General features: G+C 65.2%; 24 protein-coding genes and 1 pseudogene. 7 read left to right on the forward strand and 18 right to left on the reverse strand.

From position 1 onward, the window contains the following. Window positions 1-11: 11 nt before the first annotated feature. The 7 genes from AAA989_RS11350 to AAA989_RS11380 form a co-directional block, all read right to left on the reverse strand. On the reverse strand, window positions 12-833 hold the full coding sequence (locus AAA989_RS11350; protein WP_338243641.1) for an HAD-IIA family hydrolase: 822 nt from the start codon (window positions 831-833) through the stop codon (window positions 12-14). 169 nt (window positions 834-1,002) lie between these two features. Beyond that, the gene (locus tag AAA989_RS11355; protein ID WP_338243642.1) at window positions 1,003-2,463 is read right to left on the reverse strand and encodes a hydroxymethylglutaryl-CoA lyase-like TIM-barrel protein; all 1,461 of its coding nucleotides are present in this window, start codon (window positions 2,461-2,463) and stop codon (window positions 1,003-1,005) included. Beyond that, a complete protein-coding gene (locus AAA989_RS11360) occupies window positions 2,463-2,963 on the reverse strand; it encodes an acetyl-CoA carboxylase biotin carboxyl carrier protein (protein ID WP_338243643.1) in 501 nt (166 codons plus the stop codon). The genes AAA989_RS11355 and AAA989_RS11360 overlap by 1 nt, the downstream gene beginning before the upstream one ends. Continuing rightward, complete coding sequence (locus AAA989_RS11365) at window positions 2,960-4,006, reverse strand: PEP/pyruvate-binding domain-containing protein (protein WP_338243644.1); 1,047 nt, start codon at window positions 4,004-4,006, stop codon at window positions 2,960-2,962. Before AAA989_RS11365 ends, AAA989_RS11360 begins: the two co-directional genes overlap by 4 nt. Window positions 4,007-4,009: 3 nt before the next feature. Further along, a complete protein-coding gene (locus AAA989_RS11370) occupies window positions 4,010-5,857 on the reverse strand; it encodes a PEP-utilizing enzyme (protein ID WP_338243645.1) in 1,848 nt (615 codons plus the stop codon). A 167-nt stretch (window positions 5,858-6,024) separates the two neighbouring features. Beyond that, window positions 6,025-6,936, reverse strand: a complete 912-nt coding sequence (locus AAA989_RS11375) for an alpha/beta hydrolase (protein WP_338243646.1) — start codon at window positions 6,934-6,936, stop codon at window positions 6,025-6,027. Continuing rightward, window positions 6,920-7,891 (reverse strand): AraC-like ligand-binding domain-containing protein, encoded by a 972-nt coding sequence (locus AAA989_RS11380; protein WP_338243647.1) that lies wholly within the window; start codon window positions 7,889-7,891, stop codon window positions 6,920-6,922. The genes AAA989_RS11375 and AAA989_RS11380 overlap by 17 nt, the downstream gene beginning before the upstream one ends. An 89-nt stretch (window positions 7,892-7,980) precedes the next feature. On the opposite strand from AAA989_RS11380, the gene AAA989_RS11385 reads away from it, so the two are divergent. The 5 genes from AAA989_RS11385 (at window position 7,981) to AAA989_RS11405 (ending at window position 12,907) form a co-directional block, all read left to right on the forward strand. Beyond that, window positions 7,981-8,718 carry a hypothetical protein gene (locus AAA989_RS11385; protein ID WP_338243649.1) on the forward strand — a complete coding sequence of 246 codons (738 nt, stop codon included), beginning with the start codon at window positions 7,981-7,983 and terminating at the stop codon, window positions 8,716-8,718. 21 nt (window positions 8,719-8,739) lie between these two features. Next, complete coding sequence (locus tag AAA989_RS11390) at window positions 8,740-9,777, forward strand: amidohydrolase family protein (RefSeq protein WP_338243651.1); 1,038 nt, start codon at window positions 8,740-8,742, stop codon at window positions 9,775-9,777. A gap of 75 nt (window positions 9,778-9,852) precedes the next feature. Continuing rightward, window positions 9,853-10,974 carry a CaiB/BaiF CoA transferase family protein gene (locus AAA989_RS11395; RefSeq protein WP_338243652.1) on the forward strand — a complete coding sequence of 374 codons (1,122 nt, stop codon included), beginning with the start codon at window positions 9,853-9,855 and terminating at the stop codon, window positions 10,972-10,974. Further along, on the forward strand, window positions 10,974-12,140 hold the full coding sequence (locus AAA989_RS11400; protein ID WP_338243654.1) for a hypothetical protein: 1,167 nt from the start codon (window positions 10,974-10,976) through the stop codon (window positions 12,138-12,140). The genes AAA989_RS11395 and AAA989_RS11400 overlap by 1 nt, the downstream gene beginning before the upstream one ends. Window positions 12,141-12,142: 2 nt before the next feature. After that, window positions 12,143-12,907, forward strand: a complete 765-nt coding sequence (locus tag AAA989_RS11405) for a helix-turn-helix domain-containing protein (RefSeq protein ID WP_338243656.1) — start codon at window positions 12,143-12,145, stop codon at window positions 12,905-12,907. A 39-nt stretch (window positions 12,908-12,946) separates the two neighbouring features. Here the strand turns inward: AAA989_RS11405 and AAA989_RS11410 are convergent, their stop codons facing one another. The 8 genes and pseudogenes from AAA989_RS11410 to AAA989_RS11445 all read right to left on the reverse strand — a co-directional run bounded on the left by AAA989_RS11410 (window position 12,947) and on the right by AAA989_RS11445 (window position 19,849). Next, window positions 12,947-14,293, reverse strand: coding sequence for an aldehyde dehydrogenase family protein (locus tag AAA989_RS11410; protein ID WP_338243658.1), 1,347 nt, complete (start codon window positions 14,291-14,293; stop codon window positions 12,947-12,949). Between the two features lies 1 nt (window position 14,294). Beyond that, a complete protein-coding gene (locus AAA989_RS11415) occupies window positions 14,295-15,668 on the reverse strand; it encodes an amidohydrolase family protein (RefSeq protein WP_338243660.1) in 1,374 nt (457 codons plus the stop codon). 32 nt (window positions 15,669-15,700) lie between these two features. Beyond that, window positions 15,701-16,543: a class III extradiol dioxygenase subunit beta gene (locus tag AAA989_RS11420; protein ID WP_338243661.1), complete on the reverse strand. Its 843-nt coding sequence runs from the start codon at window positions 16,541-16,543 to the stop codon at window positions 15,701-15,703. After that, the gene (gene ligA, locus AAA989_RS11425; protein ID WP_338243662.1) at window positions 16,543-16,947 is read right to left on the reverse strand and encodes a protocatechuate 4,5-dioxygenase subunit alpha; all 405 of its coding nucleotides are present in this window, start codon (window positions 16,945-16,947) and stop codon (window positions 16,543-16,545) included. The genes AAA989_RS11420 and ligA overlap by 1 nt, the downstream gene beginning before the upstream one ends. A gap of 58 nt (window positions 16,948-17,005) precedes the next feature. Further along, window positions 17,006-17,377 (reverse strand): hypothetical protein, encoded by a 372-nt coding sequence (locus AAA989_RS11430; protein WP_338243664.1) that lies wholly within the window; start codon window positions 17,375-17,377, stop codon window positions 17,006-17,008. A 48-nt stretch (window positions 17,378-17,425) separates the two neighbouring features. Beyond that, a pseudogene (locus AAA989_RS11435) lies at window positions 17,426-18,381 on the reverse strand (DUF8021 domain-containing protein). After that, a complete protein-coding gene (locus tag AAA989_RS11440) occupies window positions 18,314-19,333 on the reverse strand; it encodes a DUF8021 domain-containing protein (protein WP_338243668.1) in 1,020 nt (339 codons plus the stop codon). The pseudogene AAA989_RS11435 and the gene AAA989_RS11440 overlap by 68 nt, the downstream one beginning before the upstream one ends. A 90-nt stretch (window positions 19,334-19,423) precedes the next feature. Further along, a complete protein-coding gene (locus AAA989_RS11445; RefSeq protein ID WP_338243669.1) occupies window positions 19,424-19,849 on the reverse strand; it encodes a MarR family winged helix-turn-helix transcriptional regulator in 426 nt (141 codons plus the stop codon). 103 nt (window positions 19,850-19,952) lie between these two features. On the opposite strand from AAA989_RS11445, the gene AAA989_RS11450 reads away from it, so the two are divergent. Further along, the gene (locus AAA989_RS11450; protein ID WP_338243670.1) at window positions 19,953-20,825 is read left to right on the forward strand and encodes a p-hydroxycinnamoyl CoA hydratase/lyase; all 873 of its coding nucleotides are present in this window, start codon (window positions 19,953-19,955) and stop codon (window positions 20,823-20,825) included. 119 nt (window positions 20,826-20,944) lie between these two features. Beyond that, a complete protein-coding gene (locus AAA989_RS11455; protein WP_338243671.1) occupies window positions 20,945-23,065 on the forward strand; it encodes an acetate--CoA ligase family protein in 2,121 nt (706 codons plus the stop codon). Between the two features lie 5 nt (window positions 23,066-23,070). Here AAA989_RS11455 and AAA989_RS11460 read toward each other — a convergent pair whose 3' ends face one another. The 3 genes from AAA989_RS11460 to AAA989_RS11470 form a co-directional block, all read right to left on the reverse strand. Then, a complete protein-coding gene (locus AAA989_RS11460; RefSeq protein ID WP_338243673.1) occupies window positions 23,071-23,868 on the reverse strand; it encodes a hypothetical protein in 798 nt (265 codons plus the stop codon). Between the two features lie 176 nt (window positions 23,869-24,044). Continuing rightward, window positions 24,045-25,259, reverse strand: a complete 1,215-nt coding sequence (locus AAA989_RS11465; protein WP_338243674.1) for an OmpA family protein — start codon at window positions 25,257-25,259, stop codon at window positions 24,045-24,047. A 171-nt stretch (window positions 25,260-25,430) separates the two neighbouring features. Then, window positions 25,431-26,615: an acyl-CoA dehydrogenase gene (locus AAA989_RS11470; protein ID WP_338243676.1), complete on the reverse strand. Its 1,185-nt coding sequence runs from the start codon at window positions 26,613-26,615 to the stop codon at window positions 25,431-25,433. Between the last annotated feature and the right edge of the window lie 53 nt (window positions 26,616-26,668).

The following is a 26,668-nucleotide window of genomic DNA, read 5'->3' on the forward strand; positions in this document are numbered from 1 at the left end:
TGCCCGCAGCCCTAGCGCAAGCCCAGCCGGTCCACCAACTCGCCGATGTTGTGGATCACCAGGTCGGGCGTCTTGCCGGGCGGCTGGTCGGCCCATTGTTCCTCACTGGTGGAGCCGCTGGTCACTGCGATGCCCACGGCGCCGCCCTCGCGCGCCATCTGCATCTCGGCCGTCGCATCGTCGCCCACGATGCCCACGTCTTCCCTGGACACGCCAAGCTGCGCGGCGATGAAGTCCAGCGCGTGGGCCGACGGCTTGCCGGTTGGCTGCGGATTCACCCCGGTTACCCTCTGCACCGCGCCGTTGATGGCGCAGCTGTAGCCGAAGCTCCGGCCCTCTTTGGTGGCGAAGAACGGAACGTCGGAGGCGGTGAGGAAGGCCGCGCCGTTCAGCACCGCTTCGCAGGCGGCGTGGATATGCGGCATCGAGCAATCGGGATGCCAGGCGACATAGACGGCGTCGCAGCCGGCATGATCGTCCGCATCAGGGGAGACGCAGGTGACGCCAAGCTCCTCCAGCGCCTCGAACACGCCCGCGTTACCCAGCACCAGCACGCGCTCGTAACCGCCGTCGGCAATCACCTTCGCGGCGACCGAGTTGGGGGTGAACAGCCTCTCGTCCGATACCGGCAGGCCGACCTTGCGCAGCCGCGGCGCCTGCACGCGCGATGCGTAGGCGCTGCCGTTGGTCAGCGCGATCCACGGCACGCCCAGAGCGTCCAGTTCCTGGAGGGCCTCCGCCGCGCCGGCAATGGCCTCGTAGCTGCCGAGCGCGCGGTTGGAGAGGATCAGCGTCCCGTCGAGGTCGAACATGAAGCCCTTCGGCGTGCGCATCTACAGGTCACCTAACTTGGAACACATGGAACACTGTCCAGGAGAAGGAAACATCCGCCCCTGCAATGGGTCGGAAAATGGCGATTTTTCAGAAAGAAACGGCAAGGTCATGGGGCCTGGTCTATCTGCGGCCAGGGGATGTAGGACACTCTGCCAGGCCTGGCAGGGATCACGCCTCCACCTCCAGCGAGAAGCCCTCCTTCTCGATGCTGAACTGGTCGATATCGGTGCGTGCCAGCACTTCGCGCAGCAGGTTCATCAGCGGGACCTTGCGCGGGTCATAGGTGCGCTCCGCCGGGCCGGCGGCCTGCATGGCATCGACAAGGTTCTGCGGCATGGTGGCACGCAGCAGGAATTCCTCGTCCGAGAGGTTTGCGCCCAGCTTCTTTCGCAGCGTCTCCACCTCGGCCATGCCGGTTTCGGCTTCCAGTTCCTTGGTGCGCGGGTTGGCCATGATGCGGTCCATCACCTCGGGATCGACGGGTGCGTTGGGCCTGCCGAACTTGCCGATGGCGAAGCGGATGATCTCGTCGGGGATCACGCCCCAGCGTTCCTCTCCCGTCACGTTCATCACCGCCTGGGTCTGCAGCATCTGGGCAAACGGCGTCATCACGATGGGCCAGCCCAGTTCCTGCCGCACGCGGCCCATTTCCTCGATCACCGCGCCTTCCAGTTCGGGCACGCCCTGATCGGCCAGGTGACGGCGCATGGTGCCCACCATGCCGCCGGGCAGGTTGTGCTGGTAGTAGGCGGCATCGAACGGCATCGGGCTGCCGGTGGGCAGGTCCTCCGCCTCGGCCAGCGCGGTGAAGTAGTCGGCGACCTCGGCCACGGCCTCGTCGTCGATGTCGACGGTATGTCCCTGCGCGCGAAGGTTCGCGATCATGCGGGTGATGGGCGGATTGCTGGTGCCGTCCGCCGCGCCGCCGCTGGCGCATTGCACGGCGGCCACGCCGAGGTCGGCGGCCTCGAGGCAGGCGGGTTCGGCCAGACCGATGGTGCAGTGGTTGTGCAGTTCCAGCGGGGTGTCCCCGATCTCGGCCAGTATGGCGGGGATCAGCGTCTGCGCGCGTTTCGGGCTAAGCAGGCCGCCGGGATCCTTGATGTAGAGCGCGTCGATATCCTTGCTCGCCGCCATCGTCCGCGCGGCCTCGGCATAATGGGCATCGTCGTGAATGGGGCTGATGGAGAACACCAGCGCGCCAACCACCTGCTCGCCGCCAGCGCGCTTCACCATCTTTGCCACTTCGACGTTCGATTTCGCATCGTTCATCGGGTCGGCGAGGGCGAAGCGGCGGATGCCGTTGGTGGCCAGCGTGCGGAATGCCAGTTCCATGAAGCCGGGAGTGGCGGTTTCCCAGGCGATGAAGCGAAAGCCGGTGGAGAGAAACTGCAGCGGCGTGTCCCGGCAGATCTCTGCCATGGCGCGAATGCGTTCCCACGGGTCTTCCTGCTTGTAGCGCACGGCCACGCCCATGTGGGTGGAGGTGGTGAAATCGATAGCGCGATAGCCGGCGCGCTCCATCGCCGGGGCGATGGTCAGCGTCTTGGCGGTATCGATGCCGGTCGCGCCCCACAGGCACTGGTTTCCGTCGCGCAGGGACGTCTCGACGATCTGGATATCCGCCATCAGTCCACCTTCACCCGCACGATGGCCTGGCCCTTTTCGATCGCGCTGCCGTTTTCGGCCAGCACGGCGGTGACCGTTCCGGCGACCCTGGCCCGGACCGAGTTCATCAGCTTCATCACCTCGATGATGCCGACAATGGTATCGGGTTCCACCCGGTCGCCGACGGCCACGAAGGGGTCCTCTCCCGGACGCGGCGCGGCGTAGAAATTGCCCAGCAGCGGTGCGGGCACGTCGACTTCGCCCTCTTTGGCTTCGGCGTGCGCCTCGGCAGTTCCCGAAGGCGGCGGGGAGGGCGGAGGCTCGACTCCGGGCGAGGCTTGGGCGGTGCCTTCCTCGTCCTCTTCGTCATCCGCCTCGCGGACCCAGCGGCCGCCGCCACCGCTGCCACCATCGCGGCGGATGCGGAGGCGGAAATCGCCCATCTTGAGGTCCAGCGAGGTAAAATGGGAATCGCCCAGCAGCCGGGATATCTCGGCCACGTCCCTGCCGGTCAGGCTCACTTCTTCGAGCCTCCGCCGAAGATCGACATGACGTGGTCGTAGGCCTTGCCCTCGGGCTTCTTCACCGGCGTGCTTTCGGCATCCTTCTGCGCCCACACCGTTTCCGGGCGCGATTGCAGCAGCAGCACCTTGCCGTCCTTGTCGAGCGCCCACTCGATATCCTGCGGCTTGCCGTAGTGGCGCTCGATCCGCCGACCGACCTCGCGCAGGGCCATCAGTTCCTCGTCGGTCAGGCAGGGGACCTTGCGCTTGTCGTCCTCGTTCTCGACCTCCACGATGCCGCCGCCCTCGGCGGGAATCTGCCGCGCGTGCTTGTCGGAAATCTCGCGGCTGGAAATCTCGCCGGTGATCTTGCCCACCACCCACTTGTCCGGCGTTACTTCGCCGGAGACGACGGCGCTGCCAAGGCCCCAGGCACCTTCGATGGTGATCACAGACTTGTCGCCGCTGGTGGGGCTGCGCGTGAACATCACGCCCGCGCACCGCGCATCGACCATGCGCTGAACCACCACGGCCATGGCGACGCCGCTTTCGGGCAGGCCGTGCTTGCGGCGATAGGTCATCGATTCCACCGAGTAGAGCGAGGACCAGCATTCCCGCACGCGCTCCAGCATGTTCTCGGCATCCAGAACCCACAGGAAGGTGTCCTGCAGACCGGCAAAGCTGGCATCGTCGGCATCTTCGGTGGTGGCGGAACTGCGCACGGCGACGGGCTGACCGTCCTCGCACAGCTGGTCATGCGCCGCCTTCAGCGCATCGCGCACGTCTGCGGGCATGGCTTCTTCCATCACGCGGGCGCGCAGCCGTTCGGAAAGCCTGGTCGCCGCGCCGAGGTCCTGCGGGTCGAGCGCCTCGACCTGCGGGCGGATCGGCTCCTTCGCTTCCAGCTTTTCGAGAAAGCTCTCGAAAGCGGCCACGGTGACGACGAAGCCGGGCGGCACGTCGATGCCGGCCTGTGTCAGTTCACCCAGCGAACCGCCCTTGCCGCCGACGGTCGGGCGGTCGACGATGCCGACATCGGCGAACCAGGCGACAGCTTCCATGGCCTAGGCATCCTCCAGTACGCGCGCGTCGGCAGGCTGTTCGAGGATGGTGACGGTGCCCTTGCCGCCATCCACGCGAATGGTCGCGCCGTCGGCGATCTTCTGCGTTGCATTGCCGGTGCCGACCACGGCGGGCAGGTTATACTCGCGCGCCACGATGGCCATGTGCGACATGGAACCGCCGATGTCCGACACCGCCGCGCTGATCTTCTGGAACAGCGGCGACCATGTGGGGTTCGTCACCTGGCACACCAGGATGTCGCCCTGCTGGATGCGGTCGATTTCCTTCACCGACTTGATGACGCGGGCAGTGCCTTCCACCACCCCGTTGCAGGCGGCAAAGCCGCGCAGTTCGTTGGGATCGCCTTCGCCGTCGGACAGCCAGGTATCGAGGCTCTCGCGGGTAATGCCCCACAGCATGACGATGGCCGGATCGTCGATCGCGTCGGGCACCTGGCCCAGCGCTGGCGGAACAATCTCGCTGGCCCACGTGTCGATCGCCTTTTGACGTTGTTCGACAATCGCGGGCCAGCGAGACGGCCCCATCGGGGGCGACCCGGAGGACCAACTCAGCATCAGGTCGATGATGGCGCTTTCCAGCTCGTAATGGGTGAGGTGGAAGACATCCTCCTCCTTCTCCCAGAAGCCGTACTCCGCCAGAAGCGCGCCGTATTCGCGGATCTTGTTGAAGAACAGGTTGGTGTACCAGTGCTCGCAGTAGAACTTGTGACCCTCCACGTAGGGGAACACGCGGTGCGCCAGCTCGATCAGCTGGTCGTAGGTCGCCTTGTCCTCCTCGGTGTCGAGCAGCTCGCGGTAGTCCGCCACCATCTGGTCGCGCTCCGCGATCAGCCGCTCCATCGGGCGCTCGATATTCTCGCCCGCCTTGATCTTCTCGATATAGCCGGGAAGCGCGGCGAACGGCATCGACAGGTCGTCGTTCCAGCTGCGGTGATAGTGGTAGAAGCCGTCGCCCACGTTCACGTTGAACCACGGGTTGCGGCTTTCCTCCAGCTCGCCCAGCCATTCCTTGCCGGCGTTGCCCACGTTGTCGAGATCGGCCAGCACCTGGTCGATATCCATTTCGGCCGTGAAGTGCTGGTCCACGCCCAGTTCCACGGCGCGGCGGGCGAGGCGTTTCACTTCCTCGTCGGGCTTGAAGATCTCTGCCTCCATGCCCGCGACCATGCGGCTGATCGCCTGGTCGGAAATCTCCGGGAAGGCCTTCTTGCAGAAATCGAAGAAGGTCATGTAGGCGCCGTAGCCCAGCAGCAGGAATTCGAAGTGGTGGTGCCACATCGTGTAATAGCCGTTGAGCTGCGTGCGATAGGTGTCGATCAGCGCGTGATTGGCCGCGATGCCCTTGCCGGTGTGGGTCGTCTCGATCGGCTCAAGATCGGGTAGATGGGGCTTGGGAAGGGCCTGCGCCTCGGCGATCAGGGCCTTCATCTTGTCCTTCCACTGGTCGTAGAGCCTTTCCCAGTTCTCGTAGTAGTAGAACCCGCGCTTCTGGAATTCGGCCGCGCGTGCTTCCACCTCTTCCGGGTCGGTCACCGGCACGCCGCCGATGTAGACGCGGCCGTTGATGATGCGGTGGTCGATCCCCTTGGTGGTGGGCAGCACGTGGACGCGGGTGTTGAAGGCCCCCAGCGCGCAATAGGCCGCTTCCGCAGTGATCATGTCGAAGTGATGCATCGGCTCGGGGAAATGCATCGAGTTGTAGAACCAGAAGCGTTCGTCGTCGCCCGGCTGGAACTGGCAGTAGTAGGGGTAGGCGGCCTGCGCCTCCTCCGTGCCGGGAGTCACTTCCAGCGAACTTGGGAGCGGAAAGCTCTTTGCGTCCTGCGACATGTTAGCTGCATCCTCTCAAATGCGTGCGCCGCCGTGCCGTCCCTTTTTCGGGCTCATCCACGACGGGCGTTCAATCGCGAAGGGTATTGAACGCAGCGCGAAAGGCAAAGGATTCCCGCGCAAGCCCTATAAGACATAAGCGCAGGACAATTTGTCTTGTTGGCGGCCTATTCGATCCGCGTGCGGGCATGGGCGAATGCGATCAGATCGCGGAGCACCGGACTGCGAGAGCGCAGTGGCCGTGCAAGATGGATCAGGATGTCGATATGGTCCACCTCGTCATAGGCGATGACTTGCGCGTCGACGCCGGCATTCTCCAGCGCGGCGGCCAGGGCTTCGCTATTGCGAGGCTTCACGGTGGTGTCGTCGGCACCGGTCAGCAGCAGGGCGGGGGGATGGCCGGGGCTCGCCTCCGACCTGGCCCAGGTAACCGGCTGGGTTTCCGGCAGATCCGGCCATTCGCCGAATGCGGCCCTGCTGGAGTGGGTATCGAGCGGCAGGAAATCGTACGGCCCGGCAAGGCCGACGAAGCCGCGCAGCATGTCGTGCTCCTCTTCTAGCCAGCGCGCATCGTAGGACAGCAGGGCGGCAATGTGGGCGCCTGCGGAATGGCCGCTCAGCACCACCCTTTCCGGGTCGCCGCCATGATCCGCGATGTTGGCGCTCACCCAGCGCAGCGCCTCCGCGCCGTCTTCCACGAAGCCGGGGTAGCGGACCTCCGGCACCAGCCGGTAGTCGGGCACCACGACGACAAAGCCCTGCGCCGCCAGCGCGCGTCCGGCAAAGTCGTATCCTTCGCGCGTGCCGCTGTTCCAGCTGCCGCCATAGAAGAACACGATCACCGGAAGGCGAACGTCGGGCGATTCCAGCGGGGCATAGATGTCCAGCCGCTGCCGCGGGTTCTCGCCATAGGCCAGCCCCTCGGCCATCTTGCGGGCACCCGCGTCCTTCGGCACCAGCGTGTTGAAGGTGTGCAGCGGCGATACCCAGTAGGCCACGCCCAGCGCCAGCACGGCAAGCACGGGCAGGGCGACCAGGATAACTGTCACGGTGCGCAATCGGTCAGCTTTGCGGCGCATGCCCGCTGCGCCAGGCGGTGGGGGTTATGCCAAAGCGCTTGCGGAACAGCCGGGTGAAATAGCCGGGATCGAGGAACCCGTTGCGAAAGGCAATGTCGGCAATCGGCAGACCCGCCGCGCGATGATCGCCCAGCATGTCGCTCGCGCGGTCCAGCCGCATGGCATTCAGTTCCTGCACGAAACTGGTGCCGCTGCCCGCCAGCAGCGTCTGCAGATAGCGCTTGGAGATGCCGCAGTCCTTCGCCACCCGTTCGGGAGAAAGCGAGGGGTCGGCATAGTTGCTTTCGATCCGGCGCAGGATGCGGCGTGCCATCTGCCCGCGATGGCGCGTGCCCACTGCCGTTTCCTCGAACCCCGTCGCCATCGCCAGCAGGCTGCCCACCTGCTCCGCGATCAGCGGACGGGGCAGGGGTGCCTCGTCCAGCTGGTCCAGCATGGTTTCCAGCAGCGCGCCGAGCGGCCTGCCCCAGCCGGTGCGGGTGTCGATGGGCCGCGCCAGCAGCGCGCCGGGATCGGGCAGGTGCCTCTCGAGCCAGGCCTGCGGCATCATCAGGTCGAGGGCTTCGTGCTCCGTGCGCATTTCCATCTGGTAGAACCGCGTGTTGTCAAGCAGCACGAACTGGCCAGGCTCGACGACGAAGCTCTTGCCGCCCATCAGGGTCTTCAACGCCCCGCGGCGGGAATAGACGAGCTGGATCGACGGCGCGGCCCGGCCCGCGCTGCCTTCCGCGCCGGTGTGCGTCACGCGCTGGGCAGGGGCGTGGAGGTGCAGCAGCCGCAGCTGCCCGATGCCGTGGGCAACCCAGCGCGCGGCGAAGGCATCGGTATCGAAAACCTCCACCTCGATCGGCGCAATGGTGCTGGCCGCCCACTCGCGCCACTCGCGCAGCGCTTCCGGCCGGTCGAGCCCGGCCGATGTCCAGCTTTCCATGTCCTTTTCGTGCGACGTCGCCATGTGACGATTTAACCTGCAAAAATCTCCTATGGCAATCGCGCAGTCGTGCTAGCTTGCGGGAAGGGTCTTCGGGGAGAGGGAGACGACAGATGGCAAGCACGGCAAGACCGGGCGTGACGGCGGGCAGATTGCCAAGCTTTCACCTGGCAATGGTGCTGGTGATGTGCGCCTTCGTGTTCACGGGTTTCGGCCTCAGCTACCTGGGGCCGGTCGCGATGGGCACCCGAACGGGCGACGCCCCGATCGTTCACCTGCACGGCGCGGTATTCTTCAGCTGGATGCTGCTGTTGCTGGCGCAGTCGCTGCTGGTGAACGTGGGCAACGTGAAACTGCATCGGTCGCTGGGCACTTTCGGCATCGCCGTGGGCACGCTGGTGGTGACGATGGGCGCCTTCATCACCATCGCCGGGGCATCCATCACCGATCTTTCGGGCAGCGGCCCGGCGGTGTTCTTCCTGTCGGTGGTCGCGCCGCCCAGCTTTGCGATCATCTTCGCCCTCGCCATCCGGGCGGTGCGCAGGCCGCAGGTGCACCGCGACCTGATCCTGATCGCGACCATCGCCATCCTGATGCCGGGGATCAACCGCGTCTACATGCTCGGGCTCGGTATCGACCGGGTGCCTGTCATGGAAACGTACCTGACGATGGACGTGCTGCTGGCCGCCATCCTGTGGCAGCAGCGCCGCAAGCTGGGCTCCATCTCGCGCGCGACGTGGATCGCCAGCGCCATCGTGGTGGTGCCGCAACTGCTCAACCGGCCCGTATCGGGCACGCAGGCGTGGCGCGAATTCATATTCTGGCTGGGCGATTTCGCCTGGTATGCCTGACATCCTGAGGAAAGGAATTTCATGGGAAGCAAGTGCCGTCTGATCGCGTGCGAGGAAGCCTGGACGATCCCCGAGGTCGCCGCCGAACTGAAGAACGTGGCGCGCAGCCCCAGCCAGAGCCTGGACAAGCTGCTGGTGAAGGGCATCTACGATGCGGAGGAGGATACCAGCGGCTACGGCAAGATGAACTTCCTGCAGGGCCTGCTGGATATCGAGAAACAGCGCCTGCCGCAGATGGACAGGTACGACGTCGACATGCACCTGCTCACGCTCACCGCGCCGGGCGTGCAGATGTTCGATGCCGACACCGCCACTGACCTGGCAGCCCTCAGCAACGACCGGATGGCGGAGATCTGCGCCAAGCGGCCGGACCGCTTCGCCGGGCTGGCCAGCTTCGCCCCCCATTCGCCAAAGCGCGCCGCGAAAGAGGTGGAGCGCGCCATGACCGAGCTGAAGCTGAACGGGCTGGTCGTGAACAGCCACACCCACGGCGATTACTTCGACGACTATCGTTTCTGGCCCATCCTGGAGGCGGCAGAGGCGCACGATGCCTGCATCTACATCCACCCGCGCGCACCCTCCGACAGCCTGAAAGGTCCGTTGCAGGATTACGCGATGGACAGCGCCATGTGGGGCTACGGCGTGGAAGTGGGCACGATGATGCTGCGGATGATGGCGGGCGGCGTGTTCGATCGTTTTCCGAAGCTGAAGATCTGCGTCGGCCACATGGGCGAAATGGTGCCCTTCTTCATCTGGCGGATCAATTTCATGAACAGCCGCGCGCAGACCGTGGGCCGCGCGCCGAAGACGCAGCGCAGCATGGAGGAATATTTCCGCGACAACTTCGTCTTCACCACCAGCGGCGTGGAGGACCACATGGCGCTGCGCTACTCCATCGAGCGCATGGGAATCGATAACGTCATCTGGGCCATCGACTATCCTTACCAGCCGATGGAACCCGCGGTGAAATTCATCGAGAGCTTCGACTGCACCGACGAGGAACGCAACGCGCTGTGCCACGGCAATGCCGAGCGGGTATTCCATATCGCGCCGCAATAACGTTCCGCCCAGGTTGTTGCCCGTCGCCCGAAACGGGCGTTTACCTGCCGCCTGTCAGCGCGTAGGCGATGGGGCATGAGCGAAGCACCACTCAAGGGTATCAAGGTTGTCGAACTTGCACGCATTCTGGCGGGGCCATGGGCCGGCCAGGTGCTGGCCGACCTGGGAGCCGAAGTCACCAAGGTCGAAAGCCCCGAGGGGGACGACACGCGCACCTGGGGCCCGCCGTTCATCGACAGGCCCGACGGCAGCAAGGATGCCGCCTACTTCCACGCGGCCAACCGCGGCAAGGAGTCGGTAGTCGCCGACTTCAAGCGCGCGGGCGATCTGAGCGAAGTAAAGGCGCTGATCGCCGAGGCGGACGTCGTGATCGAGAACTTCAAGGTCGGCAGCCTCGCCAAGTTCGGCCTCGACTACGAGAGCCTGAAGGAAAAGAACCCGCGCCTCGTCTACTGCTCGATCACCGGGTTCGGCAGGGACGGCCCCTACGCCTCGCGCGCCGGGTACGATTTCATCGTCCAGGGCATGAGCGGGATCATGGACCTGACCGGGCCGCCCGACGGCGAACCTACCAAGATCGGCGTGGCCTATGCCGACATCATGACCGGCCTCTACGCCGTGATCGGCATCCAGGCGGCCCTGCGCCAGCGCGAGAGCACGGGACGCGGGCAATTGGTGGACATGGCTCTGTTCGACGTGATGGTGGGCACGCTGGCCAACCAGGCCACCAACTATCTCGCATCGGGTCGCAGTCCCAAGCGCATGGGCAACTCGCATCCCAACATCGTGCCTTACGAAGCCTACGAAGCGAAGGACGGCTGGCTGATCGTGGCGGTGGGCAACGACCGGCAGTTCCAGCGCTTTGCCGAGGCGATCGACCTGCCCACGCGCGAGGAATGGACGAGCAATGCCCGGCGGGTGAAGAACCGCGTCTCGCTATCCGCCTCCATCGCCAAGCGCATCGGCGAGATTAAGCGCGAGGACGTGCTGCTGAAGATGGAAAATCGCGGCATTCCCGCAGGCCCCATCAACACCGTGAGGCAGGCGCTGACCGATCCGCAGATCGAGGCGCGCGGAATGGTTTTCGACCTCGAGGAGGAGGGCCTCAAGGGCTTGCGCACGCCCATCCGCTTTTCCGATGCGGACCTCTCTCTTGGCCGCCCATCGCCGATGCTGCCGAGGAAGGAAGAGGATTGATGGCGGGTCACGAGAATGTCCTTGGTGCGGATGCCCGCCCCTCGTTCTTTCCCGTAGAGGGCGGTGCGGACCTGCTCTCCGCTCCGCCGGTCCGTCTGGGCCAGTCGGTACGCCTGGCCGCCCGCTCGCTTTCCGTCATGCAGAAGGAAGGACTGGTCGCCTCGTCCGCCAGCGACAAGGTATGGCGCCTCGTATCCGACGAGGGCGCATATCTGGACGGCTTCGACGAGGCCCCGTGTCCGCTCAGCTTCCTTACCGTGGGCATGGTTTCCGCCACCATGACCGAACTGCTGGCCCTGGCCCGGCAGCGCGGCATCGCGCTGGATCGCGTGGAACTGGTGCAGGACAATTACTACACGATGAAGGGCAGCGCGCTGAAAGGCACGATGACCGGCGGCGCGAAGGATATCGAGTTGGAGGCCCGGATCGATAGCGACGCCGATGCGGAGACGCTGCGCGCGCTGGTCTGCGATGCGGTGGCGGCCTCGCCCCTCAACGGGCTGATGCGCGGTGAAAAGGATTCGCTGTTCACGCTGACCCACAAGGGCAGGCAGGTGATCCCCGACAAGGCGAAGGGCGTGGGCGGCGACGTGCCGCCCGATCCCGCCGATGCGATCGAGGGCGTGCATCCGCAGACCGCCGAACCGATCGTTCGCCGCGCGGGGATGAGCCCGCTGACCGACGAGGCCACGTCTTCGCAGAGCTCTTCACTGGCGGAGGAGCAGGACCGCGTGCTGCACATTCGCGGCATCTGCACCCTGCGCGAGGACGGTGTGAAGCAGGTCGAGCAGCAGCTCTTCAACCCGCACGGTTCGATCTTCCACTTTCTCTGCGACGAGGAAGGCCGCGCGCCCGACGCGATCAGCTACATGGCGGCCGGCATCGGCTTCTGCTTCATGACCCAGCTGGGCCGTTACGCGAAGATCGCGAAGAAGCACCTTGCCGCCTACAACATCGTGCAGGACATCCACTTCTCCAAGGGCGGCGCGTCGGGCGGAACGGGCCGGGCGGGCGAGGCCGACCCGGTCGAGACCCACGTCTACCTCCACAGCGACGAGAACGCCGAATTTGCCCGCGCCGCGCTGGATATGGGGGAGCAGACCTGCTTCCTCCACGCCTTCTGCCGCACGGACCTGAAGGCGCGGGTGAAGGTGACCGGGTTCTGACCATGCGCGAGGGGCTGGGCGATCTGACCGAGAAGGAGAAGGAGGCCCTGCACCTCCTGCTCGCCGGGCACGACACGAAGTCCACCGCTGCCGAACTGGGTCTGTCGGTCTACACGATCAACGATCGCCTGCGGTCTGCGCGGCGCAAGCTTGGCGTTACCAGCAGCCGCGAGGCCGCAAGAATTCTGGGGGATGCCGAGGGCGGGACACCCCAAATTTCTGCACCCCCACAATTGGGGGTGGCCGACACCGCGCAGCAGGCGCCACCATCTGGGCAATCGAAACCCGCCCGGTCCGGCATTCCCTTGCCGGTCTGGATAGCAGGAGGACTTGCCATGATAGCCATCGTCGTCGCCGCCGCCATGCTGGCGCTCACACCCGCCAACGAAACCGCGCCCCAGGCTGCAACGGCCGCGCCTTCCGCAGAAGATTCCCGTGCCAGACAGGCCGCCGCCGAATGGCTGGCCCTGGCCGACGCCGGGGAATGGCAGGAGGCCTGGGAAGAAGCCGGCGCGATGTTCCGCAGCGAGCTGACTGCGGCGCAGTGGGCCCAGGCCGCGACCGCTGCGCGAGGCCCGCTTGGCGACCTGGTATCCCGAGAAGTCCTGGCCATCCAGAAGACGGAAAACCTGCCCGGCGCGCCCGACGGCGAATATGTCGTGATGCAGTTCACGGCGGCGTTCGAGAACGCGCCCGCCGCAATAGAGACCGTGATCCTGCACGAGGACGGCGACGACCTGAAAGTGGTCGGCTACTTCATCCGCTGACATTGCGGGCGGGGCGCCGCTTGCGCTCCGCCGCGCCTGTCAGGCCATGTGCCGGTACACCGCGCGGTGGTGGCTGAATTCCTCGAACCCGAACTTGCCGTGGTAGCTGCCCATGCCGCTGCCATTGACGCCGCCGAAAGGCAGGCGGTTTTCGAGATAGTGCGAGAACACGCCGTTTAGCGTGGTGCCACCCGAACTGGTGCGCCTCAGCACCTTGTCCATGTTCTCCTCGTTGCCCGAGAACATGTAGAGCGCCAGCGGCTTGTCGCGCGCGGCGATGTAATCGATCACCTGGTCGAGGTTGTCGTAGGTCATCACCGGCAGGACGGGAGCGAAGATTTCCTCCTGCAGGATCTTCATCTGCGGGGTGACGTCGGTCAGCATGGTGGGGTGGATGGTGAGATCGTCCTCTTCCATCTCGCCGCCCACGGCGATGGTCGCGCCCTTGTCGACGGCATCGTCCACCAGCCCTTTCACGCGCTTGAAATTGCTCTGGTTCACGATCTGCGCGATCGACGACTTGTCGAGCTCGCCGCTCTCGTAGAGATTCTTCTGCACGTTGGCGCGGAAGCCCTCGACCAGCTCGTCCTGCTTGTCCTGCGGCACGAACACGTAATCCGGGCAGATGCAGGCCTGTCCGCCGTTGAACTGCTTGGCCCCGGCCAGCGCGGCAGCGACGGGCGCGATCGGCGTGCCCTGGTCGATGATCACTGGGCTCTTGCCGCCCAGTTCCAGCGTGACGGTGGACAGGTGCTTTGCCGCGGCCGCCATCACGATCTTGCCCACCCGCGTGCTGCCGGTGAAGAAGATGTGGTTGAAGGGCAAGTCCAGCAGCGCCTCCGCCACGGAGACGTCGCCTTCGAACACCGCCACCTCGTTCTCGTCGAAGGCTTCCTCGACGATGGTCTTGGCCATCTTGGCCACGTTGGGGCACAGGTCGGTCAGCTTCACCATGCACGTGTTGCCCGCGGCCACCGCCGCCGCGATCGGGCCGAAGGTGAGGCCCATCGGGAAGTTCCACGGCCCCAGGATCAGGCACACGCCGCGCGCTTCGGGCACGATCATGGCCTTGTCGTCGGGATTGTTGGTGGGCGTCACCTCGGTCGGCTTCATCCACTCCTCGAGGTTGTCGATGTTGAGCTGGATGTTGCCCATGATCCCCATCACCTCGGTCGTGCGGACCTCGCTCTCGGGCTTGCGGGTGTCCCTTTCGACAGCGGCGACGATGTCGTCCGCATGGCGCTCGACGGCATCCTTGAGCTTCTGCAGCTTGGCCTTGCGGGTTGCGGCATCGGATGCCTTCACTTCCCACTGGTGCGCCTGCTGCGCTTCGAACACGCGCTTGATATCGGCGGAAAGGTCTGCGGCGGTGGGTTGGTCGGTCATGTCATTCATCCTGATCCTGGTTGGCGCGCTCCAACGCCATGGTCACGTTCCTGTTCAACGTCTCTCGCGGGTAATAGACTCCTTGCCGCACGACACCGACGATCTGTCGGATGTTTGCAATGTCGTCCAGCGGGTTCGCGTCGAGCAATACTAGGTCGGCATCGTAACCCGGCGCGACAAGCCCGAGTTTCTCGATTGCGAAGACACGGGCCGGATTGATCGTCGCCGTGGCCAGCGCCCGATCCTCCGGCATCCCCAGTTCGACCATGAGTTCGAGTTCGCGAAGCAGGGAGTCGCCCGGAACCATGAAGGGATTGCCCACGTCGGTTCCGGCGAGCAAGGTCACTCCGGCATCCTGCCAGAGCTGCACGTACGCGCGTGATGCGATCCAGGGGTCGGGCCGGCTTGCGAGCATTTCCCCTGCTTCGGGCGAAGCCGCCATCGCGGCCCATTCCTCGCCGACGGCTCTCGGAAGCATCGCCGCGGTGTTTTCACCAGCCATCAGCTCCGCAGCGTGGCTGAAGGTCAGCGTGTTGATGAAGGTGGGGACCGCGACGGCCCCGTTAGCGGCCATCGCCCTGGCCGTATCGCGGCACATGTCGGTGTCGAGAAACTCGTCGTACACCCCGAACCAGAAGACACGTTCCGTATATGGCGCAAGGTCATCGGGTGGGGCATCGGGAGCGCTATCCCAGTCCGTGCAGCCCTGGGCCATCTCGATGGCATGCTCGAAAGTGCGTTGGCCAAGCGAGAAATCGATCTGGTCGTACATCGATTCCGGCAGGTGCCCGTCGACCGCAATTCCGCGTTCCCGGGCGCGCTCCAGTATCGCTCGGTAGGCATCGGCCGAGAGCGAATTGTAGACTTTCACGAAGTCCATGCCGTTCGCGACATGCGCATCAACCGCCGCCCGCGCGGTTTCCACGTCACTGGCGATGATCGACTGCGGCCATGCGCCTTCGCCGCCATCGACGATGAAACCGTTGGCGATGAAGCGCGGTCCCAGGATCGCGCCGCCCCGGGTTTCCGACCTGAGGCGCTGGACCTGTTCGAAGCCGTTCTCGTCCGTCGTGTGCATGTTGCGCACGCTGGTGACGCCGTGAGCGAGGAAGAGCGGGAAATGCCAGTCTGCATTGTAGGCGGAATGGACGTGGGCATCCCATAGTCCGGGGATCAGGAAGCGCCCTTCGCCGGAGATGAAGATGGCGTCGGGTTCGGCCACCGGGTCCCCGGCGCCGACCGACACGATGCGACCGTCCTCGACCGCCACGGTCTGCCCCGTCGCGATCTGGCCGGTCTCGACGTCGATCACGCTGACGTCTTCGATCACCAGGTCGGCTTGCGCCAGCGCCGGAGCCGCGAGGCCGAAAAGCACCGAAGAAAGCGCAATCCCGGCTACCCGCACGATCAGCTCTTCGTTTCGTAGACCACGTGACCGACGGCGGTGTTGCTGGCGGGCACGCGGTAGAAGCGGTGCTTTTCCTCCACGCCGTAGCCCAGCGCGGCGCGCATGATCAGCCACATGATCAGCTCGATCCCCTCGGTGCCTGCCTCGCGCAGGTATTCGAGGCGCGTGATGTATTTCAGCTCCTCCGGCTCGTGCGCCAGCAGTTCGAGGAAGCGGCGGTCGAATTCCTCGTTGATCAGGCCCGCGCGGGTGCCCTGCAACTGGTGGCTCATGCCTCCGGTGCCCCAAACCTGCACGTCGAGGTCTTCCGGGAAGGTCTTCACCGCGTTGCGGATCGCCTCGCCCAGCTTCCAGCAGCGCTCTCCGCTGGGGGTGGGGAACTGGGTGACGTTCACGGCGATGGGAATGACCTTGCAGGGCCATTCCTCCACGTCGCCGAACACCAGGCTGAGCGGCACGGTGCAGCCGTGATCGACGTCCATCTCGTTGATCAGCGTCAGGTCGAATTCGTCGATGACCAGCTGCTCGGCAATGTGGGCGGCCAGGTCGAGGTGGTTCTTCACCACCGGCACCGGGCGGCGGCCCCATCCCTCGTCGGAACTCTGGAATTCCTCGGCAAAGCCAAGGGCGAAGGTGGGCACGATGTCCAGCATCAGCGACGAGGCATGATCGTTGTAGATCAGGACCACCACGTCGGGCGTGTGATCCTTCACCCATTCCTTGACGAATTCGTAGCCTTCGAAAACCGGCTTCCAGTAGTCTTCCCCGGTCTTGCCGAGGTCCATTGCCGCCCCGATGGCGGGCACGTGGCTGGTGGCGATGCCTGCGGTGATGCGCGCCATCAGTTCTTGTCCCGGATCGATCGCATGCCCTTGGGCGAGCGTCCGCCCTCCAGCATCATCTTGGAATATTCCTCGGCGCTCATGCCGCTCATGGAACTGACGGCCTTCAGCGCGCTCCATCCGTCGGTGCTGGCGATCTTGACGAGGAAATACATGTTTCCGCCCAGTTCGATCAGCCGCGTCAGGTCGCGCTCCAGCACGCCCTGCTTCTGCTCCTCCGTCATCGCGAACTTGTCGAGATAGGCGCGCTCGTCCGCCTTGAATTCCTCGCGGTTCTCGGCCTTCATCAGGCTCATGCAGAACTTGTGCAGGTGATAGGCCTCACGGCTGCGGCGGGCGTTGAAGACCTTGGTGCCGGGAATGTCTTCCAGGTCTTCCAGCGGGTAGAGTCGTGTGCGGGGCATCCTGCCGGTCTAGCAGCGCCACCTGCGTTTCCAAACCCTTTCGCCGGCAAGATGGCCGTCAGCGCTTACCCTGGTACCATTGCCGGACCAGGCGTTCCTCCCAGTCGTCTTCGCGTGGCGCTTCTCCCAGCTCGATGGCCTTGCGCGTCTCGTGAAGCTGCGTGGGGCGGATCGGCTTGTCGAACTTGAGGCCGATAAACCCCTTGCGCTTCCAGGCGACCTCGCCGAACGCCTCGAAATCCAGCCACCTGAGAACGCCCTGCGTGCCCACCTTCACTTCGGAGTGGGGGCGCAGCCGCGCACCGGCCTGCGAGAGATCGACGATGCCCAGGCGCAACTTGCCCGACAGGGTATCGAAGCTTGCGGCCAGTTCCCCCCGCAAGCGTCCACTGCGGCGACGGCCGCCCGGCATGGTCAATTCTGCACTCATCGCCTCGAAAGCCTAGAGCGCCACGGTTAAAATTGGGGAAACGCCCCGTCAGGTGTCCTCGGCGTTGGGATTGAACCCGCTGATGCTGCCATCGTCGTTGGCCTGCGGGCCGGGAATCGCCGTGATCGTGTGGATCTGGCGGAACTTCCCGTCGATATAGCGGAACATGTGGCTGTCAGGCCCGCCGTCCGACCCGCCGAAGCGGCAGAAGACGTTGATGACGCCCATTTCCTCGTCCACCAGATAGTCCCGCTCGGTAATATAGAGCACGCCCGGCGGCATGCCGATCTCGCAGCTGGCATCCGGGTCGTTGTCGGGTTGGTATAGGCCCCGCCTTCCAGCCGGGCGCAGGGCACGCCCCACGGAATGTCGGTGAACTTGTCGGCAAACCCGTCGAGATAGGCGTTCGCGCCGCGGATCATCTCGGATGCCGGCGTGCGCTGGTAGGGATGCAGCGGCTCCCAGTCCTCCGCCCGGGCATAGCGCAGGTAGGCATGGGCGTTGAACAGCCAGTCGCCTTCGGTCGTCACCAGGCTGTCCACCCGGATGATCTCGCCCTCGTGCATGAACAGGCGCGTGCCGATGACATAGGGCTTGCCGCCCTCGGTCACGATGATCTCGGTGAAGGTCTTGCAGCGGGTATCGTCGTGAACGCTGATCGCGTTGGCGACGGGCAGGGCGGTGTTCCACATCCCGTCCTCGCGCGCGACGGTTTCCATGTTTTCGAGGAAGTGCGCATTCTCCACGATGGGCAGGGCGGAAATGTCGCCCGCTTCCTGCGCCGCGACATATGCGGCGGTGGCCGCTTTCAATTCGTCGCGCGTGCAGGTGGGACGATCCACCCGCGGGGCGAAGGTGGGTTCGGCCCCGGTCTGCTGCGCCTGTGCGGGACTGGCGGAAAGGGCGAGGCCGACAGCGGCGAGGGCTGGCAGGGTCCTAGCGAACATCCTGGATCTCCTCGCTGCGGCACTGGCTATAGGTGCTCCAGCCCGAACACATGCCATAGGGGCCTCGGATGAAGATCGCCTCGATCCGGCTGATCTGGTCGTTCTCGATCTTGAACAGCTCGCCCAGTTGCCACGTCCAGTTGATGTTGCGGTGATCGAAGAAGGCGAAGGAGAACACCACGCCGCGCTCACGGTCCACCGCCACGAAGCGGCGGTCGCGGATGCTGGTCACCACGTCGAACAGCGAGGTTTCCAGCTGCTCGCGGCAACCCAGCCTCGGGCCCAGTGTGCCGACCGGTGCCCCTTCGGGAGCGGCGGCGATGATGCCGTTCTCGTAGCGCAGGCAATCGTCGGTGAAGGGATAGTAGCCGGTGCCGTCGTTGCGCTGGATCGCCTCGAAATAGGCGTTGGCGACTTCCACCAGTTCGGCGCGGCTGGCGCGCTCGCCCTCCGGGATCGCGGTCGAGTAGCCTTCCCACGGCTGCCCCATCGCTTCCACCATCTCGCCGGTATTGCCGAACACGCCCGGCTCCACCTCTCCGCCGCCCAGCGGGCGATCGGGGCGTGCGGCGATCTGTTCCACTTCGCTGATGCGGCCATCGGCATCGATCCTCAGGCGCAGGCTGACGCCGACGGCTTCGGGATCCATCTGCTCTCCGGCGGCGGAGCTGGTCGCCGATTCCTGCACCGTTACCAGGGCGCCGACCTGTTGGGTTTCCACGTCGGGCACGATCAGCCGGTAGCCCTCGGGCGAGACCGTCGTGGCCCAGAGCCCCTCATTGCCCAGCGGCAATTCGACGCCGTTCTCGGTGAAGCGCACGTTGCGGGCGAACAGCGCATCCGTAACCTCGCCGTCGCTCATCGCCTGCAGGTATCGCTCTACGTAGCTTTCCAGGCATTCGCGCTGGCATTCGAATTCTTCCAGCGGCACACCGCCCACCTGAGCGGACGCCGGAGCGGCTAGTGCCAGTACGGCCCCGGCAGCAGACATGGCTATCGTTCGGAACATCGGTTTTCCTCCCCCCCCGGCCCTATGCTCGACCGTGGATCTGACCGGACTTTATCAATTTCCCGGCGGATGGCCAGCACTCGTGCGCGGCTATTGCTCGCCCTCGCTCTGCCACAGCGAATTGAGCGCGGGCAGCAGGTGTTCGCGGTGGGGGGAGGGGACGCGCGAGAGCAGCTCCGCCTCGAACGCCTCGATCACGCCGAGCGCGGCCTTGCGCGTCCTTTCTCCGCTGGCGGTCAGCACAAGACCCTGCGACTTTCCGTCGATGGCGTGCCGTTCGATCAGCCCGGCGGCCTCCAGCCGTTTCAGCAGCGGAACCATGTTGGCGCGCTGGATATCGAGCTGCCGGCCAAGCGCGCTGGCGGTGATGTCGGGGCTGTCACCGATCAGCAGCAAGACAGACGCATCGGCCTGGCGCAGGTCCAGTTCCGCCAGGCGACCGGACAGTTCCGCTCCGGCCGCGTTTGCCGCGCGTCGCAGCGAATAGCCGGGGAATCGGGTCAGCGGATCGTTCATGCCCGAAGCCTAGCTATTGTTGTTGCTCATAGCAATTGGGATCGCTATAGCGCATAACAATTAGTCAACCGGTGCGATTCGTGCCGAAACAGGAGAGACCGTCATGGCTCAGGATGGCAAAGGCCCGTCGAAACCCGATCCGCGTCCGCAGGAAGAAACCGTCAAGTACGAGGTGATCGACGGTGTCGCCTGGGTGTCGCTGAACCGCCCCGACAAGAAGAACTGCCAGAGCCCCAAGCTCAACCGCCAGATGATGGTTGTGCTCGACGAACTGGAATTCCGCGACGACGTGCAGGTGCTCGTCCTCACCGGCGAAGGCGATGCCTGGTCGGCGGGCATGGACCTGCTCGAATACTTCCGCGAGAACGAGCAGAAGGGGCTGGGCGCCATCCGCAAGGCGCAGCGCGAGGCCTATGGCTGGTGGGAACGCCTGCGCTGGTACGAGAAGGCCACGATCGGCATGATCAACGGCTGGTGCTTCGGCGGTGCCTACGGCCCGCTGTTCGCCTGCGACATCGCCATCGCGGGAGAGAGCGCGCAGTTCGGCCTTTCCGAGATCAACTGGGCCATCCTGCCCGGCGGCGGCGCGTCGAAAGTGGCGGCCGACCTGATGCCCTATCGCAAGGCCATGTACCACGCCATGATGGGCGAGAACCTGACCGGCCGGCAGGCAGAGGCGCAGGGCCTCGTCACCGAATGCGTGCCCGACGACAAGCTGAAGGCCCGCGTCACCGAAGTGGCCGACAAGCTGAAGGCCAAGGACAGCCAGGCCCTGCGCGCCACCAAGTGGGCCATGCGCCGAGTGATGGAAATGACCTACGACAATGCCGAGGATTACCTGATCCGGGCCCAGGAAGCGCTGAACGACTTCGGCGGCTGGGAAACCCGCAAGGAAGCCACCAAGCAGTTCCTCGACGAGAAGACCTTCAAGCCCGGCCTTGGCGCATTCGACAAGAGCAAGGTCAGCAAGGACTGATTGCCCGAACAGTCGCTGGCGGCGCTTGCTCTTGTTCGCGCCGCCAGCCATCTAGGAAATTCGCGAGAGAAGCGGCCCCGGCAAGACCGGGGCTCGTCATGTCCGAGGGGATGACACCGATGACCACCCGCCGTTTCACCAATGCCCAGATCGACCGCCTGCTGCGCCCGAAATCGGTCGCCGTGATCGGCGCCTCGGATCGCCACGGCGCGCTCGGCTGCACGCTGCTCAACAACCTGGTGCAGTACGAATTCGACGGCGACATCTACCCGGTGAATCCCAAGCGCGACGAGTTGCAGGGCCTGAAGGTCCACAAGTCCGCCGCGGACCTTCCCGAGGGCGTGGACTGCGCCGTGCTGGCGATCCCGCGCGCCTTCGTGATCGATACCGTGCGCGAGCTGGCGAAGAACGGCTGCGGCGCGGTGGTGATCTACGCCGCCGGCTTCTCCGAAGCGGGAGAGGAAGGCGCGAAGGACCAGGCCGAACTGGCGAGGATCGCCGAGGAGCACGGCATCATCATCGAAGGCCCCAACTGCCTGGGCTGCACCAACTACGTCGAGCGGATCCCGCTCACCTTCGTCGAGACGAACATGCAGACCCCGCCCGAGGGCGCGCGGGCGGTGGGGATCGCCAGCCAGTCCGGCGCACTGGCGGCGGTGCTGGCTACCACGCTGCACCCGCGCGGCTGCTACGTCTCCACCTCGGTTTCCACCGGGAACGAGGCGGCATCGGGGGTGGAGGACTATGTCGAGTGGCTGGTGGACGATCCCGCCACCCACGTCATCGCCATGTACGTCGAGACCTTCCGCCGCCCGCAGGCCTTCATGGCCGCCGCCCGCCGGGCGCGCGCCGCGGGCAAGCCCATCGTGCTGCTGCATCCGGGCAAGAGCGACAAGGCCCAGGAAAGCGCCGCCACCCACACCGGCGCCATGGCCGGCAACTACAAGCTGATGCGCGCGAAGCTGGCGCGCGAGGGCGTGATCTTTGCCGAGACGCTGGAGGAACTGGCCGACATCACCACGATTGCGCTGACCTGTCCCACCCTGCCGGGTACCAACATGGTGGTGCTGGGCGAAAGCGGCGCGTTGCGCGGCCTTGCCTTCGACCTTGCAGAGGAAATCGGTCTCGACCTGCTTCCTCTCGACGACGAAAACAGCCCGAAGCTGCGCGAGGTGCTGCCCGATTTCGTGCCCGTCTCCAACCCGACGGACATCACCGCGATCGGCCTTTCCGAGCCGGAGATCTACACCAAGCTGCTCACCGCGCTGCTGGAGGACGATCGCGTGGGATCGGTGGTCGCGAGCATCATCCAGTCCGATCCGATCACCAGCAAGATCAAGTTTCCCGCGATCCAGAAGGTGCTCGACGGGCACAGCTTCGAAAAGCCGCTGGTCTTCGCCGGGGTGGACGAAGGCGCGACGGTGCCGGAAGAATATATCGAAGGCCTGCGCCAGGTGGGGATCCCGTGGTTCCCCAGCACCGAGCGCGCCTATCGCGCGATTGCCCGGCTGGCCGATCTCGCCAAGCGCGACCTTGAAGACCGTCCGGGCGACGGCCTTGAAGTGCCCGGCATCGCCAGCGAAAGCGGCGTGATCCCCGAATACCGCGCGAAGGACCTGCTGCGCCCGCTGGGCGTGCCGTTCCCCGAAAGCAGGTTCGCCGCCAGTGCGGACGATGCCGCCGCGGCGGCCGAGGCGCTCGGCTATCCCGTGGTGATGAAGGCGCAGGCCGCTGCGCTTGGTCACAAGAGCGATGCGGGCGGCGTGATCCTGAACCTCAGGAGCGCCGACGAGGTTCGCGATGCCTTCGCGCGGATGCACGACAATGTCGCGGCATACGATTCCACCATTACGCTGGACGGCGTGCTGGTCGAGGCGATGGGCACGATGGGCACCGAGATGATCGTCGGCGCCAAGCACGATCCCGAATGGGGACCGGTGGTGCTGGCAGGCTTTGGCGGCGTGACCGCGGAAATCCTGAAGGACGTGAAGCTCTTCACCCCCGACCTGGGCGTGGAGCAGGTGAAGGACGGCCTGTTGCAGCTGAAGCAGGCCCCGCTGCTGACCGGCTGGCGCGGATCGCCCGCGCTTGACGTGGATGCGCTGGCGCAGCTGATCGTGACCATGGGCCGGATCATGCAGGGCAACCCCTCGATCCGCGAGGTCGATCTCAACCCGGTTATCGTCTACCCGAAAGGCAAGGGCGTGATGGCGCTGGACGCGCTAATGCTGGTGGACTGACGGGCCTAGTACCGGCGGTCCGCGCCGCCCCTGGTGTAGTCGATCCGGATCCGCACCCAGCTGCCGACCTGGTATTGCCCGGCAAGGCGGGGCGGGCGCACCTTGAACTGCCAGGCGGCCGCCTGGGTGGCCCGGGCGATCCCCGAACCGGTGGGGTATTCGTCGATGATCGCGCAATCCTCCACCCGCCAGTTGGGCGCCGTCTTGCATGCGATCAGACCCCAGCCCGTGCTGGACGCGGTGGAGAGATAGCCGGACAGTTCGAGGTCGGTGGGTTCGCGATACCAGCGCGCTGCGTAAAGCGGCGAGCCGTCGGGCGCGGTGCCCACCACGGGACTGTCCTCACCCCTGCTCGAACCGGTGTCGGCCGGGCCGTAGTTCCTGTCCGAACGCACCACTGCGCCGATGCTCGGCGAAGGCGAGGGGCGGGGCGTGGGGCGCGGGGTTGGAACCGGCTGTGGCGGTACCGTCACGCGCGGAGCGGGAAGGGCCGATGGCAGCGGTGTGACCGGAGGTGCCTGCGTCTCGGTTTGCTCGAGCTCGGGCTCTGTCGGCTGCGGCGCGCTGTCGGCGGCCGCTTCGGTCTCCTGTTCCGGCGCCTCGTCCGGAGCGGGCGGATTGCTGACGTCGAAACTGGCGATGGGCACGAAATCCGGTTCCGGCTCGGAGCGACCGAAGCTGAGCGACAGCAGCAACAGGATGATCAGCAATTCTATGCCGATCGCCAGGGCAAGCCCGGCCCCGCGCCGCGACAGGTCAGCCGGTATCAGGCGTCCGGGAGCGCGCCACCACGGATCCTGCAATCTGGTTTGGTCGGGCGAGGCGATGGCGAAGCGGTCCTGCAGCGTTGTCGGAGGGTCTAGGCCGGTGGCGATGAACTCTCACTGTCAGTCATGCCCGCGATATTCAACCGCTTCCAGCGCAAACAAAAAGGGCCGGGATTGCTCCCGGCCCTTCTCGTTGTTCAGTCCGTTTGGACTTACATGCCCGAACCCGGACCGTAAGTGATTTCCACGCGGCGGTTCTGCAGTTCGCGAACACCGTCGGCGGTCGGCACGCGGGGCATGCTCTCGCCAAAGGCTTCGGTCGAAATGCGGGCACCCGGGATGCCGCGACCGGTGAGGTATTCCTGCACCGAGTCGTTGCGACGCTCTGCCAGGCCCATGTTGTATTCGACCGTACCCGAACGGTCGGTGTGACCGGCCAGCATGATCGAGGCCGCACCGCAATCGCCGTAGGCGGTGATGGCGGAGTTGAGCACCGTGGCCGCTTCCGGCGTGATGGTCGACTCGTCCCAATCGAAGAACACGATGTAGGGGCCCTGCTCGCAGACCGGCGCCGGCGGAGGCGGCGGGGGCGGCGGGGGAGGCGGCGGAGGCGGAGGCGGCGGGGGCGGAGGCGGCGGCGGCGGGGGAGGCGGCGGAGCCTCTTCACCACCGAGCATGAACCTCAGGCCGAGAACGCCGGTGTGCTGCGCATAGTCGGTCGTGATGCCGATCGGCAGAGGGCCGGAAACCGTGAAATCGGGCTCGTCGAAGAGGCCGCGATACTTGTATTCGGCGAACAGCTGCACGTTGTCGGACAGGTTGCCCGAAATACCGGCGATGCCCTGATAGGCCCACACCGGGTCCGCGTCGTTCACGAGACGGGTGCCGCTGGGCACGTAGTCGAGATCGGTGACGAAAATACCACCACCGACGCCCACGTAGGGCTCGATCGCGCCGAGCTGGAAATCATAGAGGGCATTCAGGAAGACGCCGTAGGATTCGACATCGCCCTGCGCGTCGGCAAGGAACGATCCGACGGTGGTGCCGGTGGGGGCACCGCGAAGGATGACGGAGCCGAGATCGGCACCGTCGATGTTCGAGCCACCGACCACGAGATCGCGGTGGGAATCGATATCCATCGACTGGTAGTTGCCGTCCAGCTCGAGACGGAAACCGTTTTCGAAAGCGTAGCCAAGCTGGGCACCAACGGTCCAGCCGAGGTCGGTCTCAGTTTCCCAGGAAAGGGGCGTGCCCGACGGAATGGCGGGAACCGCACCGTTGGCGGGGACACGGGTGCTGAAGTCGCCTTCATTGTCCATGTCCTGGTTCTTCACCACGCCACCACTGACGCCGATATAGGCCTGCGCATGGGCGGTTGCCGGAAAGGCAAGCGCGACCATCGAGGCGCTGATCAAAAGCTTTTTCATATTCGTCCTCATTACGACCTACGGGGAGACGTCCCCCCGCATCCCTTGGTCAATCTCGGTTCTACACCATAGTTCCATTGCAGGGAACAAATCCGGTCGTTCGCGAACAACTGTTGCGCAAAAACCACATAAAACACCGCCGAAAGTCCGTAGCGCGAGGGGCAAGGCGTGTCAGAAAGCCGACAGGCCGGTAATCGCGCGTCCCAGTATCAGGGCGTGCACGTCGTGGGTTCCCTCGTAGGTATTCACCGTCTCGAGGTTCACCATGTGACGAAACACCTGATATTCCTCGGAAATGCCGTTTCCGCCGTGCATGTCCCTTGCTTTCCGGGCGATGTCGAGCGCCTTGCCGACATTGTTCCGCTTCACGATCGAGATCATTTCCGGCGCAAAACGCCCCTCGTCCATCAAGCGCCCGACCCTCAGCGATGCCTGGAGGCCCAGCGCGATCTCGCTCGCCATGTCGGCCAGCTTCAGCTGATAGAGCTGCTTCGACGCCAGCGGCACGCCGAACTGCTTGCGGTCGAGGCCGTACTGGCGCGCGGCATCGTAGCAGAACTGCGCAGCCCCCATGCTGCCCCAGGAAATGCCGTAACGCGCACGGTTGAGGCAGCCGAACGGGCCTTTCATGCCCTCGACGTTCGGCAACAGCGCGTCTGCGGGCAGCTTTACCTCGTCCATCTGGATCATGCCTGTGGTGCTGGCGCGCAGGCTCAGCTTGCCGCCGATCTTGGGTGCTTCCAGTCCCTTCATGCCCTTTTCGAGAACGAAGCCGCGCACCTTGTCTCCATGCGCTTCGGACTTGGCCCAGACCACGAAGACGTCGGCGAAGGGCGAGTTGGAAATCCAGGTCTTGGCGCCCGACAGCGAGTAGCCGTCGCCATCCTTCTTCGCATAGGTGCGCATGCCGCCAGGGTCGGAGCCGGCGTCGGGCTCGGTCAGTCCGAAGCAGCCGATCAGTTCGCCGGACGCGAGGCCGGGCAGGTACTTCGCATGATGTTCCTCGGAGCCGTAGGCGTGGATGGGATACATCACGAGCGAGGACTGCACGCTGGCCATCGAACGGTATCCGCTGTCCACCCGCTCTATCTCGCGGGCGACCAGGCCATAGGCGACGTAGCTCGCGCCGGAGCCGCCCAATTCCTCGGGTATCGTGACGCCCAGCATGCCGGCCTCTCCCATCATCGGGAACAGCTCGCTGGCGTCTGCCTCGTTGGCGAAATCTTCTATAACGCGCGGTTGCAGCACGCCTTGCGCGAAGGAATGCGCCGCGTCGCGCACCATGCGTTCGTCTTCAGTAAGCTGATCGTCGAGATTGAACGGATCTGCCCAGTCGAAGGGCACCATGTCGGCCATTGCGATTAGTCTCCTTTGAAACCGCCCTAGGCATTCACGCCCGGCGCGGCAAG

This window comes from Aurantiacibacter hainanensis (genome assembly GCF_036321025.1).
In the GTDB taxonomy this organism is placed as follows: Bacteria; Pseudomonadota; Alphaproteobacteria; order Sphingomonadales; family Sphingomonadaceae; genus Alteraurantiacibacter; species Alteraurantiacibacter hainanensis.

Bases quoted from the DNA above. Each gene is read 5' to 3' on its own strand.
- AAA989_RS11350 (WP_338243641.1), bottom strand. From the start codon at position 833: ATGCGCACGCCGAAGGGCTTCATGTTCGACCTCGACGGGACGCTGATC.
- AAA989_RS11355 (WP_338243642.1), bottom strand. From the start codon at position 2,463: ATGGCGGATATCCAGATCGTCGAGACGTCCCTGCGCGACGGAAACCAG.
- AAA989_RS11365 (WP_338243644.1), bottom strand. From the start codon at position 4,006: ATGGAAGCTGTCGCCTGGTTCGCCGATGTCGGCATCGTCGACCGCCCG.
- AAA989_RS11370 (WP_338243645.1), bottom strand. From the start codon at position 5,857: ATGTCGCAGGACGCAAAGAGCTTTCCGCTCCCAAGTTCGCTGGAAGTG.
- AAA989_RS11375 (WP_338243646.1), bottom strand. From the start codon at position 6,936: ATGCGCCGCAAAGCTGACCGATTGCGCACCGTGACAGTTATCCTGGTC.
- AAA989_RS11380 (WP_338243647.1), bottom strand. From the start codon at position 7,891: ATGGCGACGTCGCACGAAAAGGACATGGAAAGCTGGACATCGGCCGGG.
- AAA989_RS11385 (WP_338243649.1), top strand. From the start codon at position 7,981: ATGGCAAGCACGGCAAGACCGGGCGTGACGGCGGGCAGATTGCCAAGC.
- AAA989_RS11390 (WP_338243651.1), top strand. From the start codon at position 8,740: ATGGGAAGCAAGTGCCGTCTGATCGCGTGCGAGGAAGCCTGGACGATC.
- AAA989_RS11395 (WP_338243652.1), top strand. From the start codon at position 9,853: ATGAGCGAAGCACCACTCAAGGGTATCAAGGTTGTCGAACTTGCACGC.
- AAA989_RS11400 (WP_338243654.1), top strand. From the start codon at position 10,974: ATGGCGGGTCACGAGAATGTCCTTGGTGCGGATGCCCGCCCCTCGTTC.
- AAA989_RS11405 (WP_338243656.1), top strand. From the start codon at position 12,143: ATGCGCGAGGGGCTGGGCGATCTGACCGAGAAGGAGAAGGAGGCCCTG.
- AAA989_RS11410 (WP_338243658.1), bottom strand. From the start codon at position 14,293: ATGACCGACCAACCCACCGCCGCAGACCTTTCCGCCGATATCAAGCGC.
- AAA989_RS11420 (WP_338243661.1), bottom strand. From the start codon at position 16,543: ATGGCGCGCATCACCGCAGGCATCGCCACCAGCCACGTGCCCGCCATC.
- ligA (WP_338243662.1), bottom strand. From the start codon at position 16,947: ATGCCCCGCACACGACTCTACCCGCTGGAAGACCTGGAAGACATTCCC.
- AAA989_RS11430 (WP_338243664.1), bottom strand. From the start codon at position 17,377: ATGAGTGCAGAATTGACCATGCCGGGCGGCCGTCGCCGCAGTGGACGC.
- AAA989_RS11440 (WP_338243668.1), bottom strand. From the start codon at position 19,333: ATGTTCCGAACGATAGCCATGTCTGCTGCCGGGGCCGTACTGGCACTA.
- AAA989_RS11445 (WP_338243669.1), bottom strand. From the start codon at position 19,849: ATGAACGATCCGCTGACCCGATTCCCCGGCTATTCGCTGCGACGCGCG.
- AAA989_RS11450 (WP_338243670.1), top strand. From the start codon at position 19,953: ATGGCTCAGGATGGCAAAGGCCCGTCGAAACCCGATCCGCGTCCGCAG.
- AAA989_RS11455 (WP_338243671.1), top strand. From the start codon at position 20,945: ATGACCACCCGCCGTTTCACCAATGCCCAGATCGACCGCCTGCTGCGC.
- AAA989_RS11465 (WP_338243674.1), bottom strand. From the start codon at position 25,259: ATGAAAAAGCTTTTGATCAGCGCCTCGATGGTCGCGCTTGCCTTTCCG.
- AAA989_RS11470 (WP_338243676.1), bottom strand. From the start codon at position 26,615: ATGGCCGACATGGTGCCCTTCGACTGGGCAGATCCGTTCAATCTCGAC.